Consider the following 15,280-nt stretch of genomic DNA (forward strand, 5'->3'; position numbering starts at 1 on the left):
ACCCCGTGACAACGTCTTCAGTCCGCCGTCGTGCTGGACGTTCAGCAGATCTCGCGCGCATCGTATTCCTTATCGTTGCCACGACGCTTGCGTTGATATTGATTCGGCCAGTCTCCGCGGAGGCCGCAGTTTCCGACGTGACGCCACCAGCAGATGGTTGCCTTGCCTCCGACATGGGTGCCGTCTCGATGGCGGAAACCATGGACGTTCAGTCTCTCACCCTTACACTCGACGGCCCTGTCGTCCATGCAATCATCGAGTGGTCCGGGGTCTGGCAGCCTGCGCCTCTCGACCCGGCTATCGGCGTCGAGGTGACCGGCCCAAACGGCACTGCCACAGGCGTGTTCGCTGGCTCCGAGTCAACGGACGCAACCGGCCTGCCGGTCACCCCAGCAGCCACCGCATATGGATACGTTGCCGATATCACCAACCTGTTCAGCGGTAATGCGCCGGGTACGTACACAGTCAACGTGACACCACCGGTCGACGGGATCGATGGAGGTGAGAACCATTGGGGCGGCGCCACCATCACGGCGATCTACAATGACTCTCCCTGCAGCGTCGACTCCACGACGGTCTGGCAGACAGGTGTCGATTACTACTACGGCGGAAACTCCAGTTCTTCGCCCACCACCGATCTCATCATCTACGACTGGGGCTATCCGCTTCTCGAGGACTACACAGCTTCGTTTGCAACATCGGTGACAGGGATGGATTATGAGGCGTCAAATTGCCGGGCTTCGTCGATCTGGGTAGCCGCGGGCTCTGGAACAGCGCCGCCGACAAGCGCCGATCTCGTCGATGACGTCGGAGTTCCAAACCCCGACCTGGGTGGCGTTGAGGGCATCACCAACCCGTTTTCACCGCCGAGCCAGCCCTGCCCTCCGGCGGCCTCCACCGCACCCGTATCCTTCTTCATCCCCGGCAACGTTGGCCCGGAACAGGCGCTGGTTCAGTTCGACATGACGATTCCCGCGGGGTCCACCTGGGCCGCGATCCAACTCGAATCGCCGAGCGACAATGCCGGCAACCCAGGCTCGCCCGACGAGGGCATCTGGAGCGGTGCTGGTCTGCTGATCCTGCCCGCATTCGTTCCGCCCGAGCCCGACATCGCATTGGAAAAGACGATTCTCGAGGGCACGGATGCGACGTGCCCCGGTATCGAAGGCTCTGACGAATTCGTCGCCGGCGATTTTGGAACCCCCATCACCTACTGCTTCACGGTCACAAATACCGGAGAGGTGCCGTTGAAGCCCGTCGAGCTGTCCGATCCGGGCCTGGGCATCACCCAGGACGACATGACTCTGGTCTCCGGTGACGATTCCGTTGATCTGAAGCCCGGAAAGAAGCTCGTCTACTCCTACTCGTCGACAATCACCGCCAGTCTCGTAAATACGGCCACCGCCACAGGACACCCCATCGACAACGGTGCCCCGGTGACGGCGAGCAACGACGCTGAGGTTCAGAAGTACGTGATCAGCGGAACCGTCACACCGTTCTGCGAGGCCGATGCCCCCTACCTCGGATACGACATCCGAACCACCGCCCCAGGAACGACCGCCACCATCAAGTTTGCCGGCAATGGCGGCTCCGAGACGGTAACCGTGCCGGTCGGGAAAGACGAGATCCTCTGGCCCGGGGCAAGTGTTGGCCCAGATGGCGTCGGGGCCGACTGGCCGGGTTGGGATCAGGATGCTGACGGAAGCTGGTTCGAGAACCCGGACAACGCTTATGCGTGGGCGCAAGGGAACGTCACCGTCACAGTCACTGTCAATCCCAGCACCGATCCGGTCGTCGTCGCTTACCCGCCGGGCACAGAGACCTGCGCGACGGCACCGCAGCCCGCTGACTCATCTTCTGGCGTTCCTCCGGCTGTGGATAATCCGGCCACGTCGAACAACGATGCACTTCCGCTGACCGGCAGCGCTGATCCAATCGGCCCCGTCGGCCTGGCTACGGCAATGCTGCTGGTCGGAGCTGCGCTCGTGCTGTTCTCGCGCAGACGTACTCGCCGCTCGTAGCACTGGCGAGCACTAAGCCCGTGCGCGTCGCATCCGCAACAACACGGTGTCGACGCTTGGCAGCTTCGCGCGTGGAACGTCGATCGTTGCGGCGACGTGCGCGATCGGCATGGGGCTCGTGACTTGCAGGTGCCGCTCGCCGGCAGCCTCGCTGCCCATCGCGCAAGAATTGGGGACCAACTTTCACTATGAAATGAGCGTTGGTCATAGTGAAAGTTGGTCCCCAATTGCGCACCGTGGCACGGACAGGAGCGCGAGGTGGCACGGGGCAGCAGCAGCGTCAATCGGCACGGGAGCAGCGCCACGTGGCGTTAGGTGGCGACGCGAGGTGGCACGGCAGCAGCATCACGTTGCGCTGACAGCAGCAGCGTCACGTGGCACTGGGCAGCGGCGCAAAACGCGGGCCATAGGATGCTGCCAGCGCAGAGGCCCGCGACGCGAAGCCCTCAGCGCCACCCGGGTACGTGTGGCGGAACCGCGCCGCCCCGCCGGTCGCCGCCGGGAAGCCCGCGTCAAGCGATGCGACGTTGACATCTTCGTCGCTCAGGGCCTCGGCCGCCTGCACGCGGGACGCGGCGAGCGCGGGGGCGAACAGCATCCGGTCGACCAAGTCGGCAAACGGAACGTCCATCCAGTCGCTCTCGCTGGGCTCAAGCGCCCGCGTGTCGATGCGCTTCAGCACGCCCTCACGCCAGCCCGCGCACCGTGCGGCCCGGTCGACGACATCCGGGTCGGCACCCGCGCGCACCGCGGCAACCGCCTCACCGAGCACAGACTCATCGACGACAGCACTCACGTCGGCCCGAGCATCTTCGCTGTCTTCCGTCACGCGCTGGCGGTCGAAGAACGCGTCGATCAGATTGCGCGCCTCGTCTGAATGCGACAGCTTCACGAAGTACCGCGTCTCGATCTGCGAGGCGGTGTCGGCGTCGACGAGCGACCCCTCAACGACGGAGGCCATCGCCGCACGTGGAGCCGGAAGGTTGCCCGCCTCGGCGTGGGCCGTCGCGATCCACCCGGGCAGCGTGTCTGCGAGGCGCGGGTCACTGCCGTCTCCACCCGGAATCCGGAATCCCCGCTCGTCCCAGGGCTTGACCGGTGCGGGGTGAGCGGCGATCCATTCGCGAGCGGATGCTGTGGCAGCATCCACGTCTGGCACGATTTGGCCGATGATGCCGAGCTCATGCGCGGTCTGAGCATCCATCGTCTCGGCGGGAAGGATCACGCGCAGCGCCGCCTCGATGCCGATCATGCGGGTCAGACGCACGGTGCCGCCCGCGCCGGGCAGCAGGCCGAGCCCCACCTCGGGCAGCCCGACACGCAGACGCGGATCATCGACGGCGATCCGCCGGTGGCAGGCCAGAGCCAGCTCCAGCCCACCGCCGAGCGCAGACCCGTTCAGCACGGCGACGACGGGAAGTCCGAGCGTTTCGAGGCGCCGCAGATCGCGCTTGATGCCGTCAAGCCGTTCGGTCTCGTCATCGACGCGCTCGGGGTCCGCCTGACGCAGCAGCGCGAGGTCTCCCCCGGCGCAGAACGATCGCTTGCCTGAGGTCACGATGACCCCGCGCAGGCTCTCGCGGTCGGCCTCGAGACCGTCGACGGCGGCGCGCATGCTTGCGACGTACGCGTCGTTCATGACGTTGACCGGCGCGTTCGGGTCGTCAAGCGTCAGCGTCGCGACGCCGTCGGCATCCGCTCGCGTCACAACGCTCGGGGCAGAAGTCTCGCTGTTCGCGCTCATGGTGTTCTCCGTTCAACCTCGCGTGTCAGCATCCGGTGTCACACTCTCTCGATAATCGTGGCGATGCCCATTCCCGAGCCCACGCACAGCGTCACCAAGCCGCGGTGCAGGTCGCGGCGTTCGAGCTCGTCGAGCAGCGTGGCCACGAGCATTGCACCGGTCGCGCCCAGCGGATGACCAAGTGCGATCGCGCCGCCGTTGACGTTGACCTTCTCGTGGGGCACTTCCATCTCGCGCATCCAGCGCATCACGACGGAGGCGAATGCCTCGTTCACCTCGAACAGGTCGATATCGGATGCTGTCAGGCCAGCGCGCTCGAGCGCCTTGCGTGTTGCCGGGCCGGGGCCCGTGAGCATGATCGTGGGGTCGCTGCCCACCACGGCGGTCTGCACGATGCGCGCCCGCGGTCTGAGGCCGAGCTCGGTGCCGGTCGCCCGGCTGCCGATGACGGCGAGCGCTGCCCCGTCGACGATGCCCGAGGAGTTGCCCGCCGTGTGCACGTGGTTGATGCGCGGCACCTCGGGGTAGCGCGCGAGTGCCACCTGGTCGAAGCCGAACTCGCCGATGCGCGCGAAGGCGGCGGGGAGCGCGGCGAGAGACTCGGCCGTCGTCCCCGGGCGTCGATGCTCATCGGTGTCGAGCAGCAGGCGCCCGTTGATGTCTGTGACGGGCACGGTCGATCTCGTGTAGCGGCCGTCCGCCCACGCACGCTCGGCGCGGCGCTGCGACTCGGCGGCATACGCGTCGACCTGCGGGCGTGTGAAGCGCTCGATCGTGGCGATGAGATCTGCGCCGATGCCCTGCGGCACGAAACCGGTATCCCACGCGATCGCCGGGTCGTGGGCGATGGCACCGCCGTCGCTGCCGAGCGGCACGCGCGACATCGACTCGACACCGCCGGCAAGCACGAGGTCCTCGAACCCGGACGCCACCTTCTGCGCAGCGACGTTCACTGCCTCAAGGCCCGAGGCGCAGAAGCGGTTCAGCTGCACGCCGGGAACCGTCTCGGGCAGGCCTGCGGCGAGCGCCGTCGTGCGCGCAACGTCGGCACCCTGCTCCCCCACGGGAGACACGACGCCAAGCACGATGTCGTCGACGAGCGCGGGGTCCAGACCAGGATGCCGCTCGCGCAGCGCCGTCACGAGGCCTGTAACTAGGTCAAGCGGTTTCACGCTGTGCAGGGATCCGCCACGGTTTCTGCCGCGTGGCGTCCGAATGACGTCGTAGATGAAAGCTTCGCCGGGCATTCTCACCTCACTGAACGTCGACGGCATTCCACACCGCTGTGGAACACCTCTCTGATTCTCCACCCTACGCATGCGGCAGCGGATGCTCCAGCTATCTGTCGCGAAGCGCGCCTGGCTTGATGCGCCCGTGCCACTCTGCACGAGGTCCCGTCACATCGATGTCTCACTCCGCCTGTCTACGACCGCTTCACCATGCAGCCAGCCAGTGCCACATCGCACCCACAGCTCGTCACCGCCATTGCTCCCCCGCAGCCGTGCCCGCACCCGCCGAGGCTGCTCTGGGCGATAATCCGCGTCCCGGCATTCGGAGATATGGCTGCCCGATCAGCGTGTCGGACGTTCGAGCGCGGCGTGTCGCATCGCATCTCCGAATTCCTGAACGTGCACGAGCACGTTCACGTGGCGGATGCTGTCTCGGCCTCGTGCTCCGCAGCATCCAGCGCATCGAGCACGCGACGCCGCAGCGCGTTCGACCGCTCGGCGAACCCGCGCTGCTGCCGCACGTACTCGGCCTTGCCCTCGGCCGTCTCAATCGCGACTGGCTCCGCACCCCAGTCGCTCACGTCATACGGCGATGCAGCCATGTCGAGCCACCGGATGTCGCGCGCCAGCTCGAACGCATCGAGCAGAACCTCACCCGGCACCAGCGGGCCGAGCTTGATCGCCCACTTATACACGTCCATTCCCGCGTGCAGGCAGCCCGGCTGCTCCAGCTGCGGCTGCGACTCCCGCGTGGGCTGCACCCGATTGAGCGGTGCGGCGTCTGGCGTGAAGAAACGGAAGGCATCGTAGTGAGTGCACTGGATGCTGTGGCTGTCGACGACAGCATCCGTGCCCTCTTGTCCCAACCGAAGCGGAGCCTCGTGCCTGTGCTCGCCCTGCCGGTACACCATGGCCCACTCGTGCAGACCGAAGCAGCTGAACTGGCCGGGACGCGACGCCGTGCGCTCGAGAATCCGCCGAATCAGATCGACGCCTGCACGCTTCGCCGCGAGGTACGCAGCGGCATCGACACGCAGCGACCCAGGCTCGGCGCCTACGACGTACCACTTCCATTCCGCGCGCGGCATATGCGCGGCGCCCTGCAGCTCCACGCCCGCTCCGGGGTGCCAGCGCCGCAGAATGCTCGGCTTGTACGAGTAGTAGGTGAAGAGAAAATCGTCGATCGGATGCTTCGCGCCACTGATCTTCCGAGCGCGCCACCCTGCCGTGAAAGCATCCGCTCTCTGTTCGTGCTCGCGTGCCCGTGCGCACCACTCGTCGCGCGCCAGCACCCGGGTGTCGGGCGCGGTGTCGAGAGTGGATGTGGTCACCCTTCGAGGGTAACCGGCGAAGTGTCGCGCGAGCATCACGCGTAGGCGCCGTCACGTCAGCGCCCCGGCGCCCCGGAACGTCCACCCTGTCACCGCCCATTGCCGAGAGGCGTAGCATGGCGGCACCAACACAGTCCCCTACGTGGAGGTGACATGACGACGACGTCGCGTGCACTGAAGTCCATCATCGGTGCCGGTGCCGGAGCGGTTGCCGCTTTGGCCGCCTACGACCTCACCCAACGCAAGCACTCGGTTCTGCGCAACTACCCGGTGATCGGGCACATGCGGTATCTGCTCGAGGGCATCCGGCCCGAGATTCAGCAGTACTTCATCGAACGCAACTGGGACGGCCGGCCGTTCGACCGCGATACCCGCTCCATCATCTACGAACGCTCGAAGGGGACGCACGGCGAGCAGGCATTCGGCACCGAGCGCGACGTCAACGCCGACGGCCACGAATGGCTCGTGCACTCGTCTGCTCCGGCACCCCAGCCTGACACGACTCCTCGCGTCACGCTCGGCGGTCCGGATTGCACGCAGCCGTACTCCATGGCGCTGATGAACGTATCGGCCATGAGTTTCGGCGCGCTGTCCGCAAACGCGATCCGCGCCCTCAATCGCGGCGCGCACGATGGCGGATTCGCGCACGACACCGGCGAAGGCGGCCTGTCCGACTACCACCTCGAGAACGGCGGCGACCTCATCTGGGAGATCGGCACCGGGTACTTCGGCACTCGGACGAAAGAGGGCCGCTTCGATCCGGAGCAGTTCGCTGAGAAAGCATCCGACCCCCGTGTTCGCTGTGTCTCGCTCAAGCTCAGTCAGGGCGCGAAGCCCGGCATCGGCGGCGTACTTCCCGCCCCCAAGGTGTCGCCAGAAATCGCGAGCGTGCGCGGCGTTCCGGTGCACGAGAAGTGCGTCAGCCCCGCACGCCACAAGGAGTTCGACACCCCGGCAGAGATGATCCGGTTCGTCGCGCGGATGCGCGAGCTGGCCGGCGGCAAACCCGCGGGCATCAAGCTCTGCGTCGGTTCGCGCATCGAAGTCCTGGCCATCTGCAAGGCGATCCTCGAGGTGGGCACAGCACCAGACTTCATCATTGTGGATGGTGCCGAAGGCGGAACGGGAGCCGCGCCTCTGGAGTTCGAAGACCACGTTGGGATGCCGCTCACGCAGGGTCTCATGATCGTTCACAACGCGCTCGTGGGCACCGGGTTGCGCAGCACCATCCGCGTGGGTGCCAGCGGCAAGATCGCGGCGGGCAACGACATCGTCAAGCGCCTCATTCAGGGTGCAGACTTCACGAATTCAGCGCGGTCGATGATGATGGCGGTCGGCTGCATTCAGGCGCAGCGCTGCCACACCGACCGGTGCCCCGTGGGCGTCGCCACGCAGAATCCGCGGCGCGCTCGCGCCCTCGACGTCGACAGCAAGAGCACGCGCGTGACGAACTATCAGCAGGCCACCGTCGCTGAGGCGGTTCGCCTGATGGCTTCCATGGGCGTGAGCGATCCTTCACAATTGACAGCCCGGATGCTGCGCCGCAACGTCGACGTTCACGAGAGCCAGTCGTATGAAGAACTGTACGAATGGCTGCGCCCGGGGGAACTGCTCGACAGCGCCCCCGAGTCCTGGGCGGCCGACTGGAACCGCGCTCGCGCAGACAGCTTTCCGACTCCGTAGCGAAAACACCCAGCCAACATCCTGCAGAGCAGCATGTTGAGGGACCACAATGGAGTTATGGTGCGCAAGATTGTGGTCGTGACGGGCATCGTCCAGGGCGTTGGGTTTCGGTTCTCAGCGCAGCGTGAAGCCGCTCGGCTCAACGTGACCGGGTGGGTGCGCAATCGCCCTGACGGCTCGGTCGAAGCGGCGGTTCAGGGCGACGAAGAACCGGTGACGGATATGCTCCGGTGGCTTCGCACGGGCCCGAACTCGGCAAACGTGCGCAGCTTCGAGGTGACAGACGTCGTCCCCGTCGATTCCGAGACCGAGTTCTCGATCACGGGCTGATAGTCCGCGAGATGACATGCGGCCCACCGTCTTTGCGGTATATATTGTCAGTACATATTAAGGGCCGATGATGGAGGTGCCCACGTGGCGCAGCTGGAAGAGAAGACGTTGCCACTGAGCGTCTTCGTCGATCTCGACCGCAATGGCCCGGTTCCGCTCTACTACCAGATCTCGCAGCGCCTCGAAGCGGCGATCCGCGATGAGGTGTTGCCCGCCGGCTCCCGGCTCGAGAACGAAGTGGCGCTCGCACAGCGTCTCGGCCTGTCGCGGCCCACGATCCGTCGCGCCATCCAAGAGCTCGTCGACAAGGGTCTGCTCGTGCGCCGTCGCGGCATTGGCACGCAGGTCGTTCATGGACGAGTGACGCGCAACGTCGAGCTGACGAGCCTCTTCGACGACCTCGAGCGTTCAGGCCAAACCCCCAAGACGGTGGTTCTCTCCAGCGAGCGCGCCACGGCGGATGCTGAGACAGCAGAGGTTCTCGGTGTCGAAACCGGCAGCCCTGTGCTGCACATCACACGACTGCGCTCAGCCGATGATGTTCCCCTCGCGATTCTGGACAACGTCCTGCCCGAGGAGTTCATCGACCTCAGCATTGATGATTTGGCGAAGTACGGTCTGTACCAGATGCTGCGCACCCGCGGCGTGACAATGCGCGTTGCCAAGCAGACGATCGGCGCCCGGGCCGCGTCGCAGCGCGAGTCTGAGCTGCTCGACGTCGACAAGGGTGGCCCGGTTCTGACGATGTCGCGCACCGCATTCGACAACTCGGGCAAGGCCATCGAGCACGGTCGCCACTGCTACCGTCCCGACCTCTACTCGTTCGAGATCACGCTTGTCGACCGCTGACGCCTGGCGATTCTCCACGGCATCCTGAAACTCGTCGCTGTCGCGCTGAGGAGATGCCCCGTTGACTCCCGAGCAGACACCACACAGATCGTGCTCTTGAGATGCGCAATCTGTACAGCATCCTGCTTGAAATGATCAGTGTCTTCTCTTGTTGCTGTACATCCGCGCTGTCTAATGTGGAGATGCTGGCATGCGGGAGAAAAGTGGAAGGTGCTTCATGGTTCGATTCGTGGGTGTTCAGAACACAGTTCGGTGGATTCGGTCCACGGGACTTGAGACGATTCTCGGTGAGCTGAGCGACTACGTGGCCGACGACTACCGCCGCTGGGAGTCTTTCGACAAGAGTCCACGCGCGGCCAGCCACTCCCCGATCGGCGTCATCGAGCTGATGCCGACGAGCGACGGCCAGCTGTACAGCTTCAAGTACGTGAACGGACACCCCTCGAATCCAGCCAAGGGCCTGCAGACGGTGACCGCATTCGGCGTGCTCTCTGACGTCGACAGTGGCTATCCCCTCCTCGTTGCCGAGATGACGCTTCTGACCGCGCTGCGTACCGCTGCCACGTCCGCGATGGCTGCGAAGTATCTGGCACAACCCGACTCGACGACCATGGCGATGATCGGCGCGGGCACGCAGGCCGAGTTCCAGGCGATCGCGGTGCGCGAGGCACTCGGCATCCGCTCGCTTCGGGTCTTCGACACCGACCCTGCTGCCTCGGCGAAGCTTGTACGCAACCTCACTCCTTTGGGCTTCGACGTGTATGTTGCCGAGGATTCCGCTGACGCGGCATCCGGTGCTGACGTGATCACCACCTGCACTGCAGACAAGGCGAACGCCACCGTGCTCACCGACGACATGGTGGGTCCCGGCGTGCACGTGAACGCCATTGGCGGGGACTGCCCGGGCAAGACCGAGCTGGATGCTGCGATTCTTCGTCGCGGTGACGTCTTCGTCGAGTTTCCGGAGCAGACGCGCATCGAGGGTGAGATTCAGCAGGTTGAGGCCGACTTCCCGGTCACCGAGCTGTGGGAGGTCGTCTCCGGAAAGACCGTTGGCCGCTCGTCAGCTGATCAGGTCACCGTCTTCGACTCGGTCGGCTTCGCCATCGAGGACTTCTCTGTGTTGCGCTACCTGCACGACAAGACGAACCATTCGGCGTTCTCGGTCGACATCGACCTGGTCGCCGACCCAGACGATCCCAAGGATCTCTTCGGGTTCGCACAGGGATCCGACGCACCCGTTCCCGCCCTGTAGAGCAGTGCGCATGTCTATCCAGGCGCCACGGGCTGTGGTGCTCATCCGACCGCGCCACTTCACACCGAACCCGGCGACGGCAACCGATAACACGTTCCAGTCACCCGCGATCGGTGACGCAGAGACGATCGCGCGGGCGGCCTGGCACGAGGTGACGGATGCTGCCGCCGAGCTCGAGCGACACGGGGTCACTGTTCATCTGTTCGATGATGAGCGCGACGATCGTGCTGACGCCGTGTTTCCCAACAACTGGTTCTCGACTCATTCGGGCGGTCATGTCGCCGTCTACCCGATGCAGTCGCCGAGCCGTCGCGGCGAGCGCCGCGAAGACGTCATCGAGCTGCTGAAGCGCGAGTATCGGGTTCAGGATGTCATCGACTACTCGGGCCTCGAGTACGACGATGTCTTCCTCGAGGGCACAGGAGCAATGGTTCTCGACCACCTGAGCCGAATTGCGTATACGGTGCGGTCAACGCGGGCCGATCCGATTGCCCTTGAGCGCTTCTGCACGAACTTCGGCTACGAGCCGATGGCGTTCGACGCGGTCGACGAGCACGGCTGCCCGATTTATCACTCGAACGTGCTGATGTGCGTGGCCACAGACTTCGCGATGATCGGCCTCGATTTCATCGCCGATCAGAAGCGTCGGGCTGAGGTCGTCGATCGGCTGGGCGACCATGGCCGCGACGTCATCGAGCTGAGTCGCGAGCAGATCCGCGAGTTCGCGGGCAATGCCATCGAACTGCAGGGCCGCGAGGGCCGCATCCTGGCACTGTCGACGCGAGCGCTGGCATCGCTGACAGCGCAGCAGAGGTCAACGATCGAGAAGAGCTGCGCGATTGTGCCGTTGAGCGTGCCGACGATCGAGCTCGCGGGTGGTTCGGTGCGCTGCATGTTGGCGGGAATCCATTTGGACCCGCGCACCCGCTGAGCCGACTAGCGCAGTACGGAACTGAGCAGCAGGCTCGTCTCGCTGTTGATGACGCCCTCAACGCCGCGGATGCGCGCGAGCAGACGGTCGAATGAGGCGAGGGTGTCGGTGCGGAGATCGGCGACGAGATCCCAGCCCCCGTTCGTGGTGTGCAGTGCATGCACTTCGGGAAAGCCGCGGAGCTTGTCGATGACATCTGAGGTCGTGCGCCCTTCCACCTCGATGAGCGTGACGGCACGCACGACGTCGGTGCTGATGTCTTCGCGGACGCGCACGGTGAACCCGAGCACGATGCCGTCGTCGACGAGCCGGTTGATCCGGTTGTTGATTGTGGCGCGGGTGACGCCGAGGCGGTGGGCCAGTGTCGCCACGGGCTCGCGGCCGTTGAGCCGTAGTTCGGCGATCAGGCGTTCGTCCAGCTCGTCGACGTCTCTCATATGCCGAGTCTACGAGCGATCGGCATCGTGCCCCCGCCAATGCACTCCGCGCAGCCACTTTCTGGCACGACACTCCTTTTCCCGATGCGCTCGCGACCCCCGCCCCAATGTCCGCCAGACAACGGGTGAGGTGGGCACCTGACGACGAGGTCACTTTCAAATTGACGACTGAATCGCTTCTGAATTGGCGACTTCGCTTACCACGATGGTTTCAGAGCGCGACAGCGTAATGCTCGGCTGCGCTGCGGCGCGCAGCATCCAGAACCCGCAGCACCGTCACGCCCTGTTCGGCCGGAACCGGTCCGGCCTCGCCACTCTCGATCGCGCGAGCGAACTCATCGTAGTAGCGCGTGTAGTCGCCTTGCCGAGACGGGATGCTGCGAGAGCCCGCACTCGTGCGAAGCGTTCCCCACCGTTCTTCGCGCTCGAACCCCCAGCCGGCGCGGTCAGTGCCGGGCCGAGCCCCGGCAAAGATGGCCTCCGCCTGCACGTCGCTGTAGTCAGAGCTGTAGCTGCCCTCATCGCCCAGAAGAGCCAGCGCACGAGACTCGAGCCGGTAGGCCTTGGATGCCGAGACCAAGGAATACGTTCCCGACTGGTGCTCAATCCCGATCGTGAATCCGACATCGGTAGGCCCCTGAGGCAGGTCCTGCCATTCGAGGTGCGCGGTTACAAAGCGCGGCTCACCGCCGAGTAGGAGCGCTTGGTCAACGACGTGACTGCCGAGATCTCGCAGCAGCCCACCCTGTGGGCCGGCTTCAATCGACCCGGGATCATCTTGATCGCAACGCAGTTCCACACGCTGCAGCCGACCAAGGTTTCCCGATTGAAGGACTGCGCGAGCCGTCACGATATCCGTGTCGTACCGGCGGTTATGGAAGACGTTGAGAAGGACGCCCGCGTCGCGTGCGCTGTCGGCGAGAAGCTTCGCCGTAGCAGCATCCGGTGCGAACGGTTTGTCTGCAACAACGTGTAACCCCTTCTGCACAGCCTCAAGGACGAGATCACGGCGCGTTTCGGGCGAAGTCGAGATGACAACCGCATCCACACCAAGCGAGATAAGGTCGTCGATCGAGCCCGCCACCTGCACGTGAGGAAAGTCAGACCCCACCTGTTCACGCCGGGAGCCCGACGAGGTGACTACCGCGACAAGCTCGCACTCGGCCGATGCCTCGATGAACGGGGCGTGGAAGTACCGGCCCCCGGTTCCGTAGCCAATGAGGCCAATACGGACGCTCATGATGCCTCCGGAACGCCGAGCTCACCGGTGAGGTACTGGGCACGGCCGAAACCGAAGCTCCAGTCCTGCGCGCCATTCTCCATATAGCCGAGAAAGATGTCTCGTCCGAGAACACCGACAGCCTCAAGGCGCTGCGCGATTTCCGCGTAGAGCGCCCGCTTAGCAGCATCCGCTCGGCCAGCCTGAGTAAAGATCTGGATCATCACGACGCCCGTGGTGCGCTCGAACCCGAGGCCGGCGTCTTCAGCAATGATCTGCCCCGGCCGGTGCTCTGTGATGATTTGGAAGCGATCACGGCTCGGGATGCCATACTCGGCAACGATCGCGTCATGGATGGCATCAGCAATGGCGCGCACCTGCTCGGGACTGCGACCGACATTGATGTCTATGCGGACGAGCGGCATGCGGACTCCGTCCCTCGCGCGTCACGTGCGCGTGACGATGGGGACACGGGGTCAAGGTGCTGAAGTTGCGTGATCGTCCTCGTCTGGTGGTCGAATTCGAACAACGCAACCCACTCCGGCACGCCCTGCCCGTATCTTCCGCGAGCGTAAACCGGCACCCCATCGATGCAGAACTGGTCGGCACGATGATAGTGACCGTGGAAGCTGGCGCAGGGCTTCAGGAGCGTCAGCAGTTCGCGAACCCTCTCGTCGCCGACGAGACTCGTCTTGTGCACGAACCCGCTACCGGTCGGCCATTCGTGGGTGAGCAGAATATCCACCGATTCCAACGCCCTGACAGCCCGAAGTTCGTCTGCACAGTAGTAGTTGTTCTCCTTGATGGAGTTGAGCTCTCGTCGTTCAGCCGCGTTTCCCAGCATTCCATCCGCGCGCGCGATCCCCGAGAGAAATGCGATGTGAATTCCCGCAATCGTGATTGAACCGGCACGGCCCAAAAAATACACTCCTGGAGCGATCGGCTCGCCTCCGGAGCCGACACCTCCGTTGCGGTCGAGTGTTGCCCACGGCTCGTGGTTCCCTCCGATGAAGTAGAGGGGTGCACCAAATTTGATATCCCTATCAACGACAAGACGGAAGTCGCTCAGCCGATGCCTCTCCGGCTTTGCAAAGACTTCTTCAAGTTCGACAGCGTCTCGTGTCGGCTCAGCATCCCCGACCTGGAGAATCGCCTCAATTCGCTGGCCGGCGGGAAGAAATTCCCGCACGCGATCAAGTTCACCAGCGAGCTCTTCCCAGCGCCCATGAACATCTCCGACAACGGCAAAAATGGTCCTGCGGCCTCGTGAATCATCGGAGTCTGCGACAGGGGAGGCGAATTCCTGTTCCATGCCACCGTCCCTTTCTCTCTGAGCCTCGTCTCTCAGAGACGACGAAAAAGTGCATTATGTAAAGACATTTTTGCTTAATCGTTGAACTCACGATCAAGCGTAGATATCCTTGATTATATGTCCTTACATTTATTTGTCCACGAGACGTTGTTACCCATAACGCCTCCTACAGAGGTGGAGGTCGGCATACGCATAGCCTTCAGCCTGGCGATGGGGGCGTGTGTCGGGCTGGAGCGTCAGTGGCGTGCAGGGCTCGCTGGTCTCCGTACCAACGCACTTGTTTCTGTCGGTGCGGCGCTTTTTGTCGTCATGGGCGCTTACGGATTCACGCCGGATGGCAGCGCGGATCCCACCCGTGTCGCCGCCCAGGTTGTCTCCGGAATCGGGTTTCTCGGTGCTGGCGTCATGATTCGCGAAGGCCTCAACATCCGAGGCCTGAATACCGCCGCAACCCTCTGGTGTTCCGCAGCCATTGGCTGTCTCGCCGGCACCGGTATGTATGTCATCACCCTGATCGGCACTGCTGTGATTGTCGCCGCCAATACTCTGCTTCGGCCTCTTGGTCGCGCGGTGAACCGCAAGACGGGTCGCCTGCCCCTCCCGACCGCGACTCCGTCCGGCGCCGACTTTGCGTTCGAGGTCATGACAAGCGATAAGGCCGAACCTCGCGTCCGCGCGCTGCTCTTGCAGACACTCAGCCGCCCGGAGTACCGGCTGAAATCGATCACGGCCTCTCACAACAAACAGGGAAACTCTGTTGCTCTGTTGGCGGAGATACATTCAACCGACCCTGATGCTTCTCCACTGGAGAGGGCGGTCAGCCGTATGACCCTGGATCCCAAAGTCAGCTCCGCTCGCTGGTGGCCTGACGACGAAGGAGAAGAGAACGAAGAGGACGAATTTTAGAGTAACGCCCTCCCAAGTCGTGGCCAGCTGGCC

15 protein-coding genes are annotated in these 15,280 nt (G+C 64.2%); 7 read left to right on the forward strand and 8 right to left on the reverse strand.

Annotated elements, in window-relative coordinates; genetic code table 11:
• Positions 1-200: 200 nt before the first annotated feature.
• The gene (locus tag OK352_RS03370) at positions 201-2,021 is read left to right on the forward strand and encodes a DUF7507 domain-containing protein (protein WP_265139978.1); all 1,821 of its coding nucleotides are present in this window, start codon (positions 201-203) and stop codon (positions 2,019-2,021) included.
• 12 nt (positions 2,022-2,033) lie between these two features.
• On the opposite strand, the gene OK352_RS03375 is transcribed toward OK352_RS03370, so the two are convergent.
• The 4 genes from OK352_RS03375 to OK352_RS03390 all read right to left on the reverse strand — a co-directional run bounded on the left by OK352_RS03375 (position 2,034) and on the right by OK352_RS03390 (position 6,361).
• Positions 2,034-2,180 (reverse strand): hypothetical protein, encoded by a 147-nt coding sequence (locus OK352_RS03375; protein WP_265139979.1) that lies wholly within the window; start codon positions 2,178-2,180, stop codon positions 2,034-2,036.
• Positions 2,181-2,391: 211 nt separating this feature from the next.
• On the reverse strand, positions 2,392-3,765 hold the full coding sequence (locus OK352_RS03380; RefSeq protein ID WP_265139980.1) for an enoyl-CoA hydratase/isomerase family protein: 1,374 nt from the start codon (positions 3,763-3,765) through the stop codon (positions 2,392-2,394).
• A gap of 38 nt (positions 3,766-3,803) precedes the next feature.
• A complete protein-coding gene (locus tag OK352_RS03385; protein WP_265139981.1) occupies positions 3,804-5,012 on the reverse strand; it encodes an acetyl-CoA C-acetyltransferase in 1,209 nt (402 codons plus the stop codon).
• Positions 5,013-5,407: 395 nt separating this feature from the next.
• Complete coding sequence (locus tag OK352_RS03390; RefSeq protein WP_372338075.1) at positions 5,408-6,361, reverse strand: 3-methyladenine DNA glycosylase; 954 nt, start codon at positions 6,359-6,361, stop codon at positions 5,408-5,410.
• 117 nt (positions 6,362-6,478) lie between these two features.
• On the opposite strand from OK352_RS03390, the gene OK352_RS03395 reads away from it, so the two are divergent.
• The 5 genes from OK352_RS03395 (at position 6,479) to ctlX (ending at position 11,373) form a co-directional block, all read left to right on the forward strand.
• Positions 6,479-8,008, forward strand: a complete 1,530-nt coding sequence (locus OK352_RS03395) for an FMN-binding glutamate synthase family protein (protein ID WP_265139983.1) — start codon at positions 6,479-6,481, stop codon at positions 8,006-8,008.
• Between the two features lie 57 nt (positions 8,009-8,065).
• Entirely contained in the window at positions 8,066-8,338 is a 273-nt protein-coding gene (locus OK352_RS03400) for an acylphosphatase (RefSeq protein WP_265139984.1), read from the forward strand.
• An 84-nt stretch (positions 8,339-8,422) separates the two neighbouring features.
• Positions 8,423-9,187, forward strand: coding sequence for a GntR family transcriptional regulator (locus OK352_RS03405; RefSeq protein ID WP_306387768.1), 765 nt, complete (start codon positions 8,423-8,425; stop codon positions 9,185-9,187).
• A 217-nt stretch (positions 9,188-9,404) separates the two neighbouring features.
• A complete protein-coding gene (locus tag OK352_RS03410; protein WP_265139986.1) occupies positions 9,405-10,442 on the forward strand; it encodes an ornithine cyclodeaminase in 1,038 nt (345 codons plus the stop codon).
• Between the two features lie 10 nt (positions 10,443-10,452).
• Positions 10,453-11,373, forward strand: a complete 921-nt coding sequence (ctlX, locus tag OK352_RS03415) for a citrulline utilization hydrolase CtlX (RefSeq protein WP_265139987.1) — start codon at positions 10,453-10,455, stop codon at positions 11,371-11,373.
• A 5-nt stretch (positions 11,374-11,378) separates the two neighbouring features.
• Here the strand turns inward: ctlX and OK352_RS03420 are convergent, their stop codons facing one another.
• From OK352_RS03420 to OK352_RS03435, 4 genes are all read right to left on the reverse strand, one after another.
• Positions 11,379-11,810 carry an Lrp/AsnC family transcriptional regulator gene (locus OK352_RS03420; RefSeq protein ID WP_265139988.1) on the reverse strand — a complete coding sequence of 144 codons (432 nt, stop codon included), beginning with the start codon at positions 11,808-11,810 and terminating at the stop codon, positions 11,379-11,381.
• Positions 11,811-12,021: 211 nt separating this feature from the next.
• Positions 12,022-13,050: a Gfo/Idh/MocA family protein gene (locus OK352_RS03425; protein ID WP_265139989.1), complete on the reverse strand. Its 1,029-nt coding sequence runs from the start codon at positions 13,048-13,050 to the stop codon at positions 12,022-12,024.
• Positions 13,047-13,454: a tautomerase family protein gene (locus OK352_RS03430; protein WP_265139990.1), complete on the reverse strand. Its 408-nt coding sequence runs from the start codon at positions 13,452-13,454 to the stop codon at positions 13,047-13,049. Before OK352_RS03430 ends, OK352_RS03425 begins: the two co-directional genes overlap by 4 nt.
• Positions 13,436-14,341, reverse strand: coding sequence for a metallophosphoesterase family protein (locus tag OK352_RS03435; protein ID WP_265139991.1), 906 nt, complete (start codon positions 14,339-14,341; stop codon positions 13,436-13,438). Before OK352_RS03435 ends, OK352_RS03430 begins: the two co-directional genes overlap by 19 nt.
• An 81-nt stretch (positions 14,342-14,422) precedes the next feature.
• On the opposite strand from OK352_RS03435, the gene OK352_RS03440 reads away from it, so the two are divergent.
• Entirely contained in the window at positions 14,423-15,247 is an 825-nt protein-coding gene (locus OK352_RS03440; RefSeq protein WP_265139992.1) for an MgtC/SapB family protein, read from the forward strand.
• The last annotated feature ends 33 nt before the right edge of the window (positions 15,248-15,280 follow it).

The organism is Microbacterium sp. MPKO10, from assembly GCF_026107415.2.
GTDB lineage: Bacteria > Actinomycetota > Actinomycetes > Actinomycetales > Microbacteriaceae > Paramicrobacterium.